General features: G+C 60.5%; 11 protein-coding genes. 6 read left to right on the forward strand and 5 right to left on the reverse strand.

Going from position 1 to position 16,984, the window contains the following annotated elements; all coding sequences use genetic code 11:
* Positions 1 to 193 precede the first annotated feature (193 nt).
* Both EA797_RS13265 and EA797_RS13270 read right to left on the reverse strand, forming a co-directional pair.
* Positions 194 to 1,456 (reverse strand): acyl-CoA dehydrogenase family protein, encoded by a 1,263-nt coding sequence (locus EA797_RS13265; RefSeq protein WP_122165878.1) that lies wholly within the window; start codon positions 1,454 to 1,456, stop codon positions 194 to 196.
* Positions 1,457 to 1,636: 180 nt separating this feature from the next.
* Entirely contained in the window at positions 1,637 to 2,077 is a 441-nt protein-coding gene (locus tag EA797_RS13270; RefSeq protein WP_122165880.1) for a CopD family copper resistance protein, read from the reverse strand.
* Between the two features lie 217 nt (positions 2,078 to 2,294).
* On the opposite strand from EA797_RS13270, the gene EA797_RS13275 reads away from it, so the two are divergent.
* Complete coding sequence (locus tag EA797_RS13275; RefSeq protein ID WP_122165882.1) at positions 2,295 to 4,184, forward strand: DUF294 nucleotidyltransferase-like domain-containing protein; 1,890 nt, start codon at positions 2,295 to 2,297, stop codon at positions 4,182 to 4,184.
* On the forward strand, positions 4,181 to 4,900 hold the full coding sequence (locus tag EA797_RS13280; protein WP_122165884.1) for a 3'-5' exonuclease: 720 nt from the start codon (positions 4,181 to 4,183) through the stop codon (positions 4,898 to 4,900). Before EA797_RS13275 ends, EA797_RS13280 begins: the two co-directional genes overlap by 4 nt.
* 108 nt (positions 4,901 to 5,008) lie before the next feature.
* On the opposite strand, the gene EA797_RS13285 is transcribed toward EA797_RS13280, so the two are convergent.
* Positions 5,009 to 6,649: a BCCT family transporter gene (locus EA797_RS13285; RefSeq protein ID WP_122165886.1), complete on the reverse strand. Its 1,641-nt coding sequence runs from the start codon at positions 6,647 to 6,649 to the stop codon at positions 5,009 to 5,011.
* A 416-nt stretch (positions 6,650 to 7,065) separates the two neighbouring features.
* Positions 7,066 to 8,064, reverse strand: coding sequence for a TRAP transporter substrate-binding protein (locus tag EA797_RS13290; RefSeq protein WP_167468813.1), 999 nt, complete (start codon positions 8,062 to 8,064; stop codon positions 7,066 to 7,068).
* Positions 8,065 to 8,098: 34 nt separating this feature from the next.
* On the opposite strand from EA797_RS13290, the gene EA797_RS22130 reads away from it, so the two are divergent.
* Positions 8,099 to 8,233, forward strand: coding sequence for a hypothetical protein (locus EA797_RS22130; RefSeq protein WP_255832046.1), 135 nt, complete (start codon positions 8,099 to 8,101; stop codon positions 8,231 to 8,233).
* A 183-nt stretch (positions 8,234 to 8,416) separates the two neighbouring features.
* On the opposite strand, the gene EA797_RS13295 is transcribed toward EA797_RS22130, so the two are convergent.
* The gene (locus EA797_RS13295) at positions 8,417 to 9,409 is read right to left on the reverse strand and encodes a TRAP transporter substrate-binding protein (RefSeq protein ID WP_122165888.1); all 993 of its coding nucleotides are present in this window, start codon (positions 9,407 to 9,409) and stop codon (positions 8,417 to 8,419) included.
* Between the two features lie 361 nt (positions 9,410 to 9,770).
* On the opposite strand from EA797_RS13295, the gene EA797_RS13300 reads away from it, so the two are divergent.
* The 3 genes from EA797_RS13300 to EA797_RS13310 all read left to right on the forward strand — a co-directional run bounded on the left by EA797_RS13300 (position 9,771) and on the right by EA797_RS13310 (position 16,509).
* Positions 9,771 to 10,751 (forward strand): NAD(P)/FAD-dependent oxidoreductase, encoded by a 981-nt coding sequence (locus EA797_RS13300; RefSeq protein ID WP_208644442.1) that lies wholly within the window; start codon positions 9,771 to 9,773, stop codon positions 10,749 to 10,751.
* A gap of 60 nt (positions 10,752 to 10,811) precedes the next feature.
* A complete protein-coding gene (locus EA797_RS13305) occupies positions 10,812 to 12,188 on the forward strand; it encodes an L-serine ammonia-lyase (RefSeq protein WP_122165890.1) in 1,377 nt (458 codons plus the stop codon).
* A gap of 154 nt (positions 12,189 to 12,342) precedes the next feature.
* Positions 12,343 to 16,509, forward strand: a complete 4,167-nt coding sequence (locus EA797_RS13310; RefSeq protein ID WP_122165892.1) for a CheR family methyltransferase — start codon at positions 12,343 to 12,345, stop codon at positions 16,507 to 16,509.
* Positions 16,510 to 16,984: the final 475 nt, after the last annotated feature.

The raw sequence follows: 16,984 nt of genomic DNA on the forward strand, positions 1-16,984 counted from the left end.
GATCGCGAGCAAGCTCGCTCCTCCGAAAAACGCAACCCGTGCGGCCGGAGCCTCAACCAACGCGCCGCCATCCCCGACCGTAGGAGCCAGCTTGCTGGCGATCCGTACCGGCTCGGTGAAGAGCCCGATACGTAGGATCGATGAGTCTGCGATACCCATGGGTGAGTCCAAAATTGGATGAGTATCGATTCGCTCAACGCCATCCTACGGGCGGCATCGGCGGTGTCAGGTAAGCCGCCGTGGCGCCACGATTGGCCTCGCTGGCTTTGATCTCCATCTTGGCAATGCTGCGCAGATGCACCTGATCCGGGCCGTCGGCGAAGCGCAGGGCGCGGCCAGCAGTCCACATCTCCGCCAGCGGCGTGTCAGGGGTCAGCCCCATGGCACCGTAAGCCTGCATGGCCCGATCGGCGACACTGGTCAGCATGCGCGGCACCAGCGCCTTGATCATGGCGACTTCCTTGCGCGCGGTCTTGGCGCCTACTTCGTCGATCATCCAGGCCGTCTTGAGTACCAGCAGCCGCGCCTGCTCGATCTCTATACGCGACTCCGCGATCCAGTCAGCCACATTGGAATACTGTTGCAGGTACTTGCCGAACGCCTTGCGCTCCTGGCAGCGCTCGACCATCAGCTCCAACGCCAGCTCGGCCATACCGATAGAGCGCATGCAATGGTGAATCCGACCCGGCCCGAGGCGTGCCTGGGCCATCATGAAACCTTCGCCTTCGTGGCCTAGCAGGTTGGCGACCGGCACCCGCACATTGCGCAGCAACAGCTCACTGTGCCCCTCCGGGGCCAGGTGATTCATCACCGGGATGTTACGTACCAGCTCGACGCCTGGTGTGTCGAACGGCACCAGAATCATGCTCTGCTGGTGGTGGGTCTCAGCATCCGGATCGGTCTTGCCCATCACGATCAGCAGCTTGCAATTAGGGTGCGAGGCGTTGGTGATGAACCATTTGCGGCCGTTGATCACATAGCTGTCGCCATCGCGGCGGATCAACGTCTGGATATTGGTGGCATCCGAAGATGGCACGTCCGGTTCGGTCATGGCGAACGCCGAACGGATCTCGCCTTCGAGCAATGGCTGCAACCAACGCACGCGCTGGTCTGCCGTCGCGAACATGTGCAAGAGCTCCATGTTGCCGGTGTCTGGCGCATTGCAGTTGAAGACCTCGGAGGCCCAGTGCACGCGGCCCATGATCTCTGCCAGCGGCGCGTACTCGAGATTGCTCAGCCCCATGCCCGGTTCATCTATGCCTAGGGAAGGCAGGAACAGATTCCACAAACCTTCGGAGCGCGCCAGGGCTTTCAGATCGCCCATGAACGACACCGGATACTGCCCCGCCGCGACCTCCTCCTGCCAGGCGCCGATACGCGGCACGATGTACTGATCCATAAAGGCACGCAGCTGTTGGCGCAGCGATTCGACGCGTGGGCTATAGGCGAAATGCATGGAAACCTCGGCTATTCGGGTTGGGCTGGGTGTGGCCACGATAGCCCCAAGCAGAACCCGGACGAACCAGCCTCACGCCACTGAATCTGCCAAGATCACCAAAGCTGCGAGCCCACCTAACATTGATCCGGATCATCGCGAGGCTGGCACCGATGAACTAGACGCGTGCCAATGAAGCACTCACCAATGGATATAAAACATGCCCTTGGCGAGCACCACGATGCCGATCATCTGCGCAAATATCGCCCAGTGAATGCGCCGGTAGCGCGCCGGCGTCATTCGCCCCGAGCGAAGCAGCATGGCCACCATGCCGAAGGTGAAGAACACTCCGATGGCCAGCAGAATCTTCAACGACAGCATGGTGCCGAAACTGCTGGAGAACGGATTCGCCAGCGCCTGGCGGTGATACCAGGCCAAGCCGATCCCAGCGCCATAAACGAACAGAACGACCCAGTGCAGCACCACCCGCGAGCGTGCACTGATCGCTTTATCGACGAGCTGCATAGGCTGCGGCTCGATCTGCCGGCGAACGCGGCTGAGTAATGCCACCTCGACGAACAGGGTGCCGATGAAAAAAATCGCCGCCAGCAGATGAATGAGATGTAACAGGGAATAGCTCATCACGGCTCCTCCGGACATTGATGCGCGCCAGCCTAGCAGAGCCATACCTGTTCACGGCCCATGCAACCGCACCGTCGTCCACCTCTCTTGACTCCGCTCAAGTTTCGCCAGCGAGCGACGCCGGGCTACCTGCCAACGACTCGGGTTGCAGTGCCATGAACGCTACCAGCCGCGCTATGGTTCAATGCATCAACAAAGTCCGGCCAGGAGACCCCGCATGCAGGTCGAGCTGATCGAAATACGCGACCACCTGAGTCGCTTCGCCCCCTTCGATGGACTGCCGGACGACACCCTCGACGATATCGCCCGGCAGATAGAGGTCGCCTATTTCAAGGCTGGTAGCGACATTCTTCGTTATGGAGAGCCGATCGATGAACTGCACTACATCCGTAGCGGTGCGGTGGAGATCTACCGGCGCAACGGCGAACTGTACAACCGGCTATCGGAGGGCGAGGTCTTCGGCCAGTTCGGCCTGCTGCGTGGCCACAAGGTCCGCCTGCCGGCAAGGGCGATCGAGGACAGCCTCATCTACTTCATCCCCGGCCAGCTGTTTGAACAATTGTGCGAGGCCCATGATGCCTTTGCCGACTTCGTCGAGGCCGAAGGCCAGTCCCGCCTGAAAGTCGAAGAACCCCAGGGCAAGGCCAGCGAGCTGATGAAGATCAAGGTGCGCAAGCTGGTTACGCGGCGCACCGTCAGCGTGCCGCTAGGTACCAGCGTGCAGGAGGCGGCGCAGGTGATGACCGAGCATGGAGTGTCTTCGCTGGTGATCTTCGGGCCACCCACTACCGGTTCGGCACCACAAAGCCAGATCATGGCTGGCATCACCACTGACCGAGACCTGCGTATCCGGGTATTGGCCGAAGGCCTGCCGTTGGATACGCCGGTCGATAAGGTGATGTCACCCAGCCCGATCACCATTCAGGCCGACGACTCGGTATTCGAGGCAATGCTGTGCATGTTACGCAACAACATCCATCACTTGCCGGTGGTGCACCGTCAGCGTCCGGTCGGGGTGATCAATCTGTCGGACATCATCAAATACGAGTCGCAGAGCAGCCTTTATCTGGTCAACAGCATCTTCAACAAGCAATCGGTTGCGGAGTTGCAGGCCCTGCTGCCCGACTTGCGTGCAACCTTTTTGCGGATGGTCAACGAAGAGGCCTCCGCACACATGATCGGCAGCGCCATGTCAGGCATCGGTCGCAGCCTGACCCATCGCCTGCTGGAGCTGGCCGAACAGCATCTCGGGCCGCCGCCGGTGCCCTACTGCTACATGGTCCTGGGATCGATGGCGCGCGACGAGCAGCTGATCGTCACCGACCAGGACAATGCGCTGGTGATCGATAACCGCTTCGACCCGCGCATCCACGATGAGTATTTCCGCCAATTGGCGACCTTCGTCAGCGACGGCCTGGCGGCGTGCGGCTACAGCTACTGCAAGGGCGGCATCATGGGTAGCAATCCCAAATGGCGTCAGCCGTTGCGCGTCTGGAGAAGCTATTTCACCCAGTGGATAGAGCAACCGAATCCGGAAACGCTGCTCAACAGCAGTATTTTTTTCGACCTCGACAGCGTTTATGGCGAGGCTGGCCTGGTGGAGAACCTCAAGGATCTGATCGCACAGAAGGCCAGCAGCAACCCGCTGTTTCTGGCAAACCTCGCGCGCAACGCGCTCAACCGCAAACCGCCACTGGGTTTCTTCCGTACATTCGTGATGGAGAAGGACGGCCAGCAGAACAACATCATCAACCTCAAGGGTCGCGGCACCGCCCCTCTCACCGATCTGATCCGCGTGCATGCCCTCGCAGCCGGCTCCAAGGCGCAGAACTCGCTGGAGCGCCTGGACGCCATCGCAGCCACCAAGCTGCTGACCGAGGACGCCATCACCCAGTTGCGCAATGCCCTGGAGTTCCTCTCCATCGTACGCATCCGCCATCAGGCCATGGACTTGCTGGAGGGGCGCGAACCGGACAACTACATTGAACCTGAGAAGGTCTCCGCCAATGAGCGGCACAACCTCAAGTCGGCTTTTCAGGTGTTGAGCAATGCGCAGCAGTTCCTGCGCTTCCGTTATCCGGGCCAACTGCAAAACCGGCCATTATGAAGCGGAGCAGATCACCCATAGCCACGGACTGGCCAGGCCTCTTCGCCGAACTGGCACAGACGGCCCGCGACCCGCGCCTGGCGCGTTTCTACCAGGCCGGCACGGTCAGCGCCGACACGCCCCTGGAGCAAGTGCCACTATTGGCCCATGATGTAGAAACCACGGGGTTGGACAGCCGCAAGGATTCCATTGTCAGCCTTGGTCAGGTGCCCTTCGATCTGCGTCGCATCCGTTGCCGTGACGCCAGTTACTGGGTGGTCAAACCGGTATGCGAACTGAGCAGCCAATCGATCACTTTTCACCACATTACCCACTCGGACGTAAGCCAAGCGCCAAGATTGGCCAACGTGCTCGACGAACTGCTCACGGTCATGGCCGGCAAGCTCGTGGTGGTGCACTACCGCAATATCGAACGCGGCTTTCTCGACCAGGCGGTTCGCCATCTGCTGGGTGAAGGGCTGCAGTTTCCGGTCATCGACACCATGCAGCTGGAAGCGCGCCTCTATCCGCGCCAGCGTCGGCGCGGCTGGTTGCGCCAGCTGTTCGGTAAACCACCGATATCGATCCGCCTGGCCGATAGCCGCTTGCGCTATGGTCTGCCGCTCTACCAGGCCCACCATGCCCTGACCGATGCCCTGGCGACTGCTGAACTTCTGCAGGCACAGGTGGCCATGCACTATCCACCGACAACCCCAGTGGGGGATCTTTGGAGTTGAGCAAGACGCGACCATGACCAGTCGCGCCTGCCTCCATGTCCACTTCAGATGTGTCAAAGATGGTCAGGGGGGCGTCCGCGCGCGCCCCCGAATCGGTACTGGCGCGAGCTAGCGTGGCTCGCTCATCAAGCCTTTCACGATTGATATACAGCCCACCAGCAGAACGATGGTGAACGGCAGGCCGGTGGAAACCGCCATGGCCTGTAGTGCGACCAATCCACCGCCTAGCAGCAGGGAGATCGCGACAATCCCCTGCAGGATTGCCCAGAACGCCCGTTGTGGCACCGGCGCGTTGATCTTGCCGCCTGCGGTGATCGTGTCGATGACCAGCGAGCCGGAATCCGACGAGGTGACGAAGAACACAATCACCAGCAGGATGCCCACGAAGGAACTGATCTCCGTCAGCGGCAATTGGCCAAGCATGGCGAACAGCTTCAACTCCAGCGCCGCTTCCTCTACCCCGGTAAATCCTTCAGTGACGAACTGGCCCAGGGCGGTAGTGCCGAATGCTGTCATCCACAGGACCGAGACCAGTGAGGGCACAAGCAGCACAGCGATCAGGAACTCACGTACGGAACGGCCGCGGCTGACACGGGCGATGAACATACCCACGAACGGCGACCAGCTGATCCACCAGGCCCAGTAGAAAGCAGTCCAGCCTTGGCTGAAGTTCGCGTCTTCACGACCGATCGGGTTGGACAATGCCGGCAGATTGGTCAGGTAGCTGCCCAGATTGCTGAAGAAGCCGGTCACGATGGCAAGGGTCGGCCCCACCACGATAATGAATAGCAGCAGCAGGACCGCGAGCCCCATGTTGATTTCCGACAGGCGCTTCACACCTTTGTCCAAACCGACCAATACGGATACCAAGGTGATGACTGTAATGCCCGCGACCAGCAACACCCTGCTGGTGTCGGTATTCGGCGTTCCGAAAAGAAACTCAAGGCCCGCTGCCGCTTGCTGAGCACCCAGGCCTAAGGAGGTAGCCAAACCGAACAGCGTCGCCAATACCGCCAGGATATCGATGATGTGCCCCGGCCATCCCCACACGCGCTCCCCCAGCAGCGGGTAGAAGATCGAGCGGATGCTAAGCGGCAGCCCCTTGTTGAAGGAGAACAGCGCCAGAGCAAGCGCCACGATGGCGTAGATCGCCCAAGGATGGAGGCCCCAATGGAAGATGGTCGCCGCCATGCTCAGGCTGGCGGCCGCCTGGGCATCGCCAGCAGCGCCTCCCAGCGGAGCCCAGTCGGTGCGCACGCCATTCTCCACGGTAGTGCCGCCGATGGCCGTGGAGAAGTGCGACATGGGTTCGGCGACGCCGTAGAACATCAGGCCGATGCCCATGCCGGCGGCGAACAGCATGGAAAACCAACCGGTGTAGGAATAATCCGGCGTCGCTTCCCTACCTCCCAGGCGCACTCTGCCTAGAGGTGAAAGGATCAGCCCCAGGCACAGCAGAACGAAGATGTTGGCAGAGCCGAGGAAGAACCACGCCAGATTGCCGGTCAACCAGTCGCGCATCGCGGTGAACATCGGCTCTACGTCGCTGCGCAAGGCGAGCGTAACGACCACGAACAGAACGATGGCAAGCGCGGAGACGCTGAAAACCTTGCTGTGAACGTCGAAGAACCTGCGTTTGATATTGTCCTGACCGATGACGTAATCGGTATCGATCAGGTTGGCCGCCCCGGTCGGTGCGGGAATACTTTCCCCGGCTGTCGCCGGGTCTTGCCCAGGATTACTTGCCACGTGCTGTTCTCCTTCTTATTCGATGACGGGTCTAAACGCTGGCATCAGGGGCGGATACCCTCCTTGAAAACGGGCTGAATCCACGCTGCTTGAGGATGCTAGCAGCCTGCTTTCCAGGGACGCAGGTCAAAGACCGGCATCGACGAGCCCATAACCGTCATCACATGGCGCATTCGAGCCATGAGGCAAATCGTGAAATGGCGGAACTTGCCTTTCATTCAGGGGGCGCAGTTTCTGCGCGAAGGGGATGCCAGGCCGATCTGTGTTAGTCCGCGCTGCAGATGGCGACAGATCAACACCATGGATGGCGCAATGGTGGAGCAAGAGTGAGGGCGGCGCGGTGCGCCAGGCTCGGCGGGCGGTGATGCAGCGGGTGGATGTCGTGCGACCGGGGCCGGCCGCACGATTGTAGAGGTCTAGCGCTTGCGGTTGACGGTCAGCGCGGCGCGGATCACATCAGCACCGATATCGGCTTCGTAAGTCTTCCATACCGGCATCATCTGCTCGCGCCAAGCCTGGCGCTGCTCCGGCGTCAGAGTGATCAGTTTGCTGGTGCCGCTGGCAACGATGCGGTCACGGTCGCGCTGGTTGAGCGCTGCAGCTTCCTTGTTCACCGTCTGGGTGACTTCAAGCACGATGCCTTCGAGCTCCGAGCGCACGGCAAATGGCATGCTCATCCAGAATTTCGAGGTAGTCACCAGCATGTAGTTGAGCACGCCGTGATTACTCTCGGTGATGAACGGCTGCACGGTATTCATCTTCTGGCTGGCGATGTTCGACCAGGGGTTTTCAGCGCCCTGCACCACGCCGTTCTGCAGCGACTTGTAGACATCGGCGAACGGCAGGCGTACCGGCTTGGCCCCAACGGCATCGAACTGGGCTTCGAGCACGGTCGACGGCTGAATACGGAAAGCCAGGCCAGCGGCATCTTCCGGCTTGACCAGCGCGCGAGTGGCGGAAAGTTGTTTAAGACCGTTGTTCCAGTAGGCCAGGCCATAGATGCCGGAATCAGCCATGGAGCGCAGCAGCTCGCGGCTCATTTCGCGATTCTGGAAACGCTGAACAGCCGCTTCGTCATCGAACAGGAACGGCAGGTCGAACACCTGCAGCTTCTTTGTGTACTTGTCGAACTTGGACAGGGACGGGGCCAACATCTGTACCTTGCCATCCAGCAGCGCCTGCATTTCGTCGGCATCGCCCACCAGGGTGGAGTTCGGGTAGACCTCGACCTTCACCTTGCCGGCCAGGCGTTCGCCGACCAGCTTCTGGAACAACAGCGCGCCTTTGCCCTTGGGCGTGTCATCGGCCACTACGTGAGCGAACTTGATGACGATCGGCTCACCTTCGGCCGCCATCGCCGGGGCACTCAACCAATACAGGGCCGCGACCATCGCAGCAACACAAGACTTGTACATCTGACCCCCAACGGGAAAAGCCCGAAGGCGCCTCATGAGCACCGTTCGAGTGGTTGATCGACTAACGATTGGTCCGGACTCACGCAACAACGTGGTCGGTCCGCTTTTAGGTTTGGGTAGCCAGATCGGCTCGACTGCGGCGGTCGGCGGCTGGCCTTTATTGGAATGAGACGGGCAATGGCTCCGGAGCTAGAGCCTCTGCCTACCGAGGGGAAGTCTTCGTGATCACCGGGCGCGGCACAAGGCCAGGAAAGTCCAACCAGCTCTCAAAACGGCACATTGGTTGCGCGGTGATGCCCGACAGGGGTTCATTGCGAGCCCCTGCTGTTCGGCTCGACCGGCGTTACGGCTGTCAGCGGCGATTGACAGTCAGCGCCGCACGCATCACGTCAGTTCCGATATGCGCCTCGAAGGACTTCCATACCGGCTGCATCTTGTCGCGCCAAGCCTGACGCTGCTCGGGAGTGAGGGTTACCAGGGTGCTGCTGCCGCTGGCCAGAATGCGTTCGCGCTCGCGCTGGTTGATCGATGCCGCTTCGGCGTTCACCGTCTGAGTGACCTCGAGCAGGATATTGTCCAGCTCCGAGCGCACCGCAAACGGGATGCTCGTCCAGAACTTGGCGTTGGTTACCAGCATGTAATTGAGCACACCGTGGTTGGTTTCGGTCACGTAGGTCTGCTTGGTTCCGGCGCTCTGGCCGCGGATGTTCGACCAGGGTCCCTCGGTGCCCTGTACCGTCCCGCTCTGCATGGCTTTTGCTACATCCATGAAGGGAATACGAACGGCCTTGGCGTCCACCGCAGCGAACTGCGCTTCGAGCACAGGGGAAGGCTGGATGCGGAACGCCAAGCCCGCTGCATCGGCCGGAGTGCGCAAAGGCTGGTTGGCGGTCAGCTGCTTGAGGCCGTTGTTCCAATATGCCAAGCCGTAGATACCTCTATCGGCCATCGAGCGCAGCAGCTCGCGGCTCATTTCGCGTTTCTGGAAGCGCGCCACCGCCGCTTCGTCATCGAACAGGAATGGCAGGTCGAACACTTCGAGCTTCGGCGAATACTCGGTGAATTTGGACAGTGACGGCGCCAGCATCTGCACCTTGTTATCCAGCAGGGCCTGCATCTCGTCAGCGTCGCCTACCAGGCTCGAATTCGGGTAGACCTCGACCTCCACCGTACCGCCCAGACGCTCGCGCACCAGCTTCTGGAAAAGCAGCGCGCCCTTGCCCTTGGGTGTGTCTTCCGCCACGACATGGGCGAACTTGATGACGATAGTTTCGGCTGCGGTTGCGACCGGAGCCAACAACAAGTACAGCGCGGCGCATGGCGCAACGATAAGTGATTTGAACATTTTGACCCCCACGGGAAATAAGCTCGAGGCGACGCCTTGTGAGCACCGTTCGAGTGGTTGATTGCAGTTCGATATGGGTTCAGACGGCCCAAGGTGTGACGCGCCTGACTCAGTACAGCGGGGTGACCACGGCTCGGTGACAGGAATCACGGCTGGTCTTTGTTGGAATGGCAATGTGACCGATCGGTGCAGGATAGCTCTGGCCGGTCAAAAGCGCGCGCAGTGTTGGCCATCGCAGGCTCTGGCACAAGGGTTGAAGGTCCGACCAGCTCTCAAATCTGCACATTGCGCTCATCGGAAGAAACGAACTTTCAAACCTGCCTTCACTTCTACAGCCAACACCACCAGCCAGGCCAGTGCCATGAATGATGTATCGACACACAGCCAGAACGCCGACGTGATCGACTGCCTCATTGTCGGCGGCGGCCCGGGTGGGCTGACCGCAGCGCTGTATCTCGCCCGGTTTCGCCGCAGTTGCCTGGTCGTGGACGCTGGGTCCAGCCGCGCTTCATGGATCCCGCGCTCGCACAACTACCCAGGCTTTCCGCCGGGCATCAACGGCAACGAGCTACTGGCTCGCTTGCGGGAACAGGCCAGCAGCTATGGCGCAAAACTGGAGCATGGTCGCGTGGAGCAGATCGAGCCACACACCGAGGGTTTCAGTGTTCGCTATGGCGACCGCACCTGTGTGACCCGGCGAATCATCCTTGCCACCGGCATCGAAGACACGCTGCCGGACATGCCCGACGTCGAGCAGGCCATAGGCGATGGCAAGCTCAGGCTTTGCGCCATCTGCGACGGCTATGAAGTCGACGGGCATAACGTCGCGGTCTACGGCGAGGCAGAAAACGCCATCAATCACGCAGTATTCCTGCGTACTTTCACCGATCAGGTGACCGTGGTCGTGCATGGCGAACCCAATGCCTGCAGCCAAGCCATCGCTCTGGCTGAGCACTACGCCATCCGTGTGATCAGTGACCGCGTCGAGTCCTTGCACCCTTGCGAAACCGGTATAGAGCTGCTGACCTGCAGAGGTGAGCGGCACCACTTCGACATCATCTACCCGAGCCTCGGCGCGCGTTTTCGCTCGGATCTGGCGGTGCAGCTTGGCCTCGAGTGTGACGAATGCGGCGGGATCCAGGTGGACGGGCACCAACAGTCTTCCATGCATGGGCTTTACGCCATCGGCGACGTCACCATGGGTCTCAAGCAGATAAGTGTTGCCATCGGCCAGGCAGCCCAGGCGGCAACCTGCGTGCACAACAGCCTGGAAGCCAACCCATGGGGCGGATCCGAAGCGACCCGATGCGACGGCCAGTCAGACAAAGGCGCGCACAATTGAAACAGCTGAGCGGCATAGAGGGTCTAGGCTAGACAAGAGCCTTTAGACTCGGAGCCCAGCATGTCACTCAGCGTTTTCGATCTGTTCAAGATCGGTATCGGCCCATCCAGTTCGCATACCGTCGGCCCGATGCGCGCGGCGTTGCGCTTTGCCGAAGGGTTGCGGCGCGATGAGCTGATCGATTCGGTCGAGCGCTTGAAGGTTGAGCTGTACGGCTCGCTCGGCGCTACAGGCAAAGGTCACGGGAGCGACAAGGCTGTGCTGCTCGGTCTCGAAGGAGAGCTGCCCGAAGACGTCGACACCGCTGGCATCCCACAACGCCTGGGAGCGATCCGCGAGTCCGGTCAGATCCGGCTGCTAGGCAGCAAGCCCGTGCGTTTCGATGTCGGCGCGGACCTGCAGTTCATCCGCAAGCCGCTGGCCTTTCACCCCAACGGCTTGATCATCCGAGCTTTGGACGCAGCCGGGCTGCAGTTGCGCAGCCGCGAGTATTACTCGATAGGCGGCGGTTTCGTGGTCGATGGGGATGCTGCGGGCAACGACCGCATTGTGGAAGACCGAACGCCCCTGCCCTATCCCTTTCATAGCGGCGCAGAGCTTTTGGCTTTGTGCGACGAGCACGAACTGTCCATCAGCCAGATCATGCTGGCCAACGAATCGGCCTGGCGCCCGGAAGCCGAGACCCGTACCGGCCTGCTGAACATCTGGCAAGTCATGCAGGACTGCGTCACCGCAGGTTGCCAGACCGAAGGCGTGATGCCTGGCGGCTTGAAGGTCAAGCGTCGTGCTGCCGGTCTTTATCGACAGCTCAGTGAACACCCAGAAGCCAATCTGCGCGACGCACTGACCGTCCTCGACTGGGTCGACCTCTACGCCCTGGCCGTGAATGAGGAGAATGCCGCCGGGGGACGCGTGGTGACAGCACCCACCAATGGCGCTGCCGGCATCATTCCGGCGCTATTGCACTACTACATGCGCTTCATCCCTGGCGCCGATGAGGAGGGCGTGATCCGCTTTCTGCTGACGGCGGCAGCCATCGGCATTCTGTACAAGGAAAACGCCTCGATTTCCGGGGCCGAGGTGGGGTGTCAGGGCGAAGTGGGCGTGGCCTGCTCCATGGCCGCAGGTGCGTTGTGCGAAGTGCTCGGCGGTACGCCAAAACAGGTCGAGAACGCGGCTGAGATCGGCATGGAGCACAACCTAGGTTTGACCTGCGACCCGGTTGGCGGGCTGGTCCAGGTGCCATGCATCGAGCGCAACGCCATGGGCTCGGTGAAGGCGATCAATGCAGCGCGCATGGCTCTGCGCGGAGACGGCACCCATTTCATATCGCTGGATAAAGTCATCCGAACCATGCGCCAGACCGGCGCCGACATGAAGAGTAAATACAAGGAAACCGCCCGAGGCGGCCTGGCGGTCAATATCATCGAGTGCTGAACGGGCCTGAGCACGGCAGATTGCTCAGTAACATTCGTCGCGGCAAAAAACTCTATCATCCTGCAGACGGCACCCCGTCTGATGAATTGTCTCGTCCGGTTTGCTGTCATTCTTCTGATATCTGTCAGGACAGTGCAAAAAACGCGAGGATTCGATGAGCACCAGTGGTGAGCCTTCCACCCCGAAAAACACTGAGCTTGCACGCAGCACGCTACGTTTCCCCGTGGTCGGTATCGGCGCCTCGGCGGGTGGCCTCAAAGCACTCTTGACCTTGTTCGAACACATGCCGGCCGACTGCGGCATGGCTTTCGTCGTGATCATGCACCTGTCGCCCAAGCACGAGAGCAACGCCGACAAGATTCTGCAGAACGTCATCAAGATGCCCGTTCTGCAAGTCACCCAGTCGGTCCCTATCGAGCGCAACCACATCTATGTGATCCCGCCGGCGATGGACCTGTCGATGAACGACGGCTACCTGCGCCTGTTGGAGCCCAAGCGGAAACGTGGCCCGCAGGTTGCTGTTGACCTGTTCTTCCGCGCTCTGGCCGATGTGCACCACAGCCACGCGATCGGCATCGTACTTTCCGGCAGCGGCTCGGACGGATCCGTTGGGCTATCGCGTATCAAGGAACAGGGTGGCGTCACGCTGGCGCAGACACCGGAAGACGCCGAGTACGACTCGATGCCGCGCAGCGCGATCGAGACCGGCATGGTAGACATTGTGCTCCCCGTGGCCGAGATCCCGCAGAAGCTGGTAGAGCTGGGTCATAACCTGGAAGCGCTGCTCGCCAAGCAAGAACCCATTGCGTCTACTGGCGACACTGAGCAAGCCGGCAACGCCCAGGGTGAGGTTGAACACGACCATGCCCATGCTCAATCGAAACCAAATGAACGGGCCCTTCGCGAGATTCTCGGTGCGTTGCGCGCACGCACTGGCCATGATTTTCGCCATTACAAGCAGGCCACGGTATTACGACGGATCGAGCGTCGAATGCAGGTCAACGCACTGCGGGATATGCCGAGCTATGCCAGGCACTTGCAAAGCCACCCGGAAGAAACCCCGGCCTTGCTGGCCGACATGCTGATCGGCGTGACCAATTTCTTTCGCGACCGAGAGGCGTTCGAGGCGCTTGAACGCGACGTCATCCCGACGTTGTTCGAGGAAAAGGAAAGCGCCGGGAATAAGACCCTGCGCGTCTGGTCGGCCGCCTGCTCGACCGGCGAAGAGGCTTATTCACTGGCCATGTTGCTTGCAGACCAGGCCGAACTTAGCGACAGCACCCGGATGTCACTGCAGGTGTTCGCCACCGATATCGATGACCGCGCCCTGGATACAGCCCGTGTCGGTGTCTACACCGAAGGCATTGTCACGGACGTACCGCCTGGGCGGCTGCGTAAATACCTCGTCAAGGAGCAGAATCACTTCCGCATGCGGAAGGAGCTGCGCGAGCGCATTCTTTTTGCGCGTCACAACATCCTGCGTGACCCACCATTCTCTCGCCTCGACCTGATTTCCTGCCGGAACCTGCTGATCTACCTCGACCGGGATATTCAACTCGAAGTACTGCGCATGTTCCACTTCGCGCTCAATCCCGGCGGCTTCCTGTTTCTCGGCAGCTCGGAAACCGCTGATCCATGTAGTCAGTTCTTCGCGCCGATCGACAAGAAGAACCGCATCTACCGTGCCAGGGAAGTGAGCTCTCCACTTCGCCGCGCGCCTGCCGGACCTTTCCGTGGCTTTGCATTAGCAGCACCGGCTCGGCCATCGCTCAGTGAGCCCAGCAGACGCAGCAGGAAGTTCTCCTTTGCCGACGTTCACCAGCGCGCTCTGGAGCAGTACGCCCCGCCGAGTGTCATCGTGAACCACGAGGCCGAGATCGTGCACATGTCCGATCGGGCCGGGAATTTTCTGCGCTACGTCGGCGGCGAACCTTCACTGAACCTGACAACACTGGTACATCCACAGCTGCGGCTCGAGCTCCGCACCGCGCTGTACCAGGCCACGCACACCGGCAAAAGTGTCGAAGCTCGGCGAGTGCGCTTAGAGCGCGACGGTAGAAACTACTGGGTGAACATGGTGGTACGGCCCTTCCGCGACGACGAGGCCGGCAGCGACTACATGCTGGTGCTCTTCGATGAAGTGGAAGCCTGCATGGACAGCAACGCAAAGGATGCCGACAGCAGGGACAGCGTCCTGACCCAGCTGGAGGCAGAGCTGCAACAAACCAAGGAACGGCTGCAGGCCACCATGGAGCATTCGGAAACCTCCACCGAAGAGCTACGCGCCTCCAACGAGGAACTCCAGGCCATCAACGAGGAGCTGCGCTCGGCCACCGAAGAGCTGGAAACCAGCAAGGAAGAGCTGCAGTCGATCAATGAAGAGCTCACCACCGTCAACTTCGAACTCAAGACAAAGGTAGACGAAACCTCCAAGATCAATGACGACCTGCAGAACCTGATCTCCTCGACCGACATCGCGACAGTCTTCGTCGACCGGAAGATGCGCATCAAGTGGTTCACTCCGCGCGCGAAGGACATCTTCAACGTCATCGGCAACGATGCGGGACGATCCCTGTTCGATATCACCCATCGCCTCGATTACCCGCAACTGCACAAAGACGCCACTCAGGCGTTCGAAGAGCTCCGTCTGGTGGAGCGCGAAATCAGCGATCAGAAGCGTGAGCGCTGGTTTCTGGCACGCCTTCTCCCCTACCGCACGCTTGACGACCGCATTCAGGGCGCCGTGCTGACCTTCATCGATATCACCGACCGCCGTCGGGCCGAAGAAGAACTGCGCGCGGGCGAGGCTCACATGAAGTTGCTGGCGCAAAGCACCAAGGGCTACGCCATCATCACCCTGGACTGCGATGGCACCATAACGACCTGGAACCGCGGCGCGGAGATCATATTCGGCCACCGCGAGCAGGAGGCTATCGGGCGGAAGGTCGATCTGATCTACACCGAAGAGGATTGTCGGCAGGGGGTGCCTGAGGCAGAGCGTAAACGCGCGCTGCGCCAAGGCCAGGCAACGGACGAGCGCTGGCATGTTCGCAAGGATGGCACCCGCTGCTTCTTCAGCGGCCTGGTCAACCCCCTGGTCGATAACGACGGCAAAGTCACCGGCTTTGCCAAGATCGCCCGCGACCTCACCGAGGACAAACAACGCAGCACCGAACAGCAAAGCGAGCTGGAGAGCATCCAGGCTGCCAACCTGCAAAAGGATCAGTTCTTCGCCGTGCTATCCCACGAGCTCAAGCACCCGCTGAACCTGGTCCAACTCAACACCGACCTGATTGCACGTTCGCAAGCCACGAAGAGCTCTCCAAGCCTGCGCAAGGCCGCCCAGGCAATCCAGAACGCAGTACGCAGTCAATCGCGGATCATCGATGACCTGATGGACGTCTCGCGGATCCGTACCGGCAAACTCAAGCTGCAGTTTTCCACGCTGCAGTATCAGGACGTCTTACGCGGCATCGAAGCCGTGTTCGCGCCACTGGCGCAGGCCGAAAACGTGACCTTCGAGGTGTTCAAACCGGAGCAGGCTGTCTACGTTCAGGCCGATCCGACACGTCTCGAACAAGTCATCTGGAACCTGCTCAACAACGCCTGGAAATTCACTAAGGGCGGCGATCGCATCTGCATGCAGCTTGAGCGCGATGGCGAGCAGGCCCGGCTGGACATCATCGACACAGGCGAGGGAATCTCGGCTGACTTCCTGCCCAAGGTGTTCGACATGTTCGGCCAGGCCGAAATGCAACACGCGCAACGCTCCAAACATGGATTAGGTATCGGACTGGCGCTGGTCAAGCAGCTGGTCGAGGCGCACAACGGGCGCATCGAAGCCTTCTCCGAAGGGATCGGTCGGGGTGCGCGCTTCAGCGTCTGGCTACCGATTCACCTGCAGACCGAGCTGGAGCTCAACGACCTCGCCAACAAGGGTGATATCGGTGGGCTGGCTGGCATCAGGATTCTGCTGGTGGATGATTCGCCAGACATCCTCGAGACCATGTGCGAACTGCTGGAAAGCGAAGGCGCACATGTCACGACCGCCGACGGCGGCGCACGCGGGATCGATCTGGCTGAGCGGATGACCTTTGACGTGATCGTCTCGGACATCGGCATGCCGGAAATCGACGGCAACAAGATGATGACGGCCATCCGTGAAGATGGGCAGAACACAGACACGCCCAGCATTGCCCTGACCGGGTACGGCACCCTGCGCGACGTGGAAAAAGCCAAGGCCGCCGGCTTCACCCTGCACCTGCGCAAGCCCATCGACCTGCAGGCATTGATCGACGCAGTGACGCAGGCTGTGCATTAGCCAGGACGCGCAATTCCTTGCTGCTTTTACGTAGAAGCCAGCTTGCTGGAGATCCGCGTCAAACATGACACCGCTGTAGCGCCCATCTCAGATCGCCAGCAAGCTGGCTCCTACAGGTGGCTGCTGTGCGGTGGTTGAGTGAATGCGAATTCGATGCACAAAACGATTACATGTCGGACGGCGTTCAAATCCATCAAGCGGGCACGATCTCACTCTTCGTAGGAGCCAGCTTGCTGGCGACCCCTGTGCGTCAAACCCAACACTGATGCAGCGCCCATCTCTGATCGCCAGCAAGCAGGCTCCTACAGATGGCTGCTGTGCGGTTGTTGAGTGAATGCAATCTCGATGCACAAAACGATCACTTGTCAGACTGCGTTCGAATCCATCAAGCGGGCACTATCTTGCTCTTCGTAGGAGCCAGCTCGCTGGCGATCCCTGTGCGTCAAACCCAACACTGATGCAGCGCCCATCTCAG

The organism is Stutzerimonas zhaodongensis (assembly GCF_003696365.1).
Classification (GTDB): Bacteria; Pseudomonadota; Gammaproteobacteria; order Pseudomonadales; family Pseudomonadaceae; genus Stutzerimonas; species Stutzerimonas zhaodongensis.

Bases quoted from the DNA above. Each gene is read 5' to 3' on its own strand.
- EA797_RS13300 (WP_208644442.1), top strand. From the start codon at position 9,771: ATGAATGATGTATCGACACACAGCCAGAACGCCGACGTGATCGACTGC.
- EA797_RS13270 (WP_122165880.1), bottom strand. From the start codon at position 2,077: ATGAGCTATTCCCTGTTACATCTCATTCATCTGCTGGCGGCGATTTTT.
- EA797_RS13305 (WP_122165890.1), top strand. From the start codon at position 10,812: ATGTCACTCAGCGTTTTCGATCTGTTCAAGATCGGTATCGGCCCATCC.
- EA797_RS13275 (WP_122165882.1), top strand. From the start codon at position 2,295: ATGCAGGTCGAGCTGATCGAAATACGCGACCACCTGAGTCGCTTCGCC.
- EA797_RS13290 (WP_167468813.1), bottom strand. From the start codon at position 8,064: ATGTACAAGTCTTGTGTTGCTGCGATGGTCGCGGCCCTGTATTGGTTG.
- EA797_RS13280 (WP_122165884.1), top strand. From the start codon at position 4,181: ATGAAGCGGAGCAGATCACCCATAGCCACGGACTGGCCAGGCCTCTTC.
- EA797_RS13310 (WP_122165892.1), top strand. From the start codon at position 12,343: ATGAGCACCAGTGGTGAGCCTTCCACCCCGAAAAACACTGAGCTTGCA.
- EA797_RS13295 (WP_122165888.1), bottom strand. From the start codon at position 9,409: ATGTTCAAATCACTTATCGTTGCGCCATGCGCCGCGCTGTACTTGTTG.
- EA797_RS13265 (WP_122165878.1), bottom strand. From the start codon at position 1,456: ATGCATTTCGCCTATAGCCCACGCGTCGAATCGCTGCGCCAACAGCTG.
- EA797_RS22130 (WP_255832046.1), top strand. From the start codon at position 8,099: ATGAGCACCGTTCGAGTGGTTGATCGACTAACGATTGGTCCGGACTCA.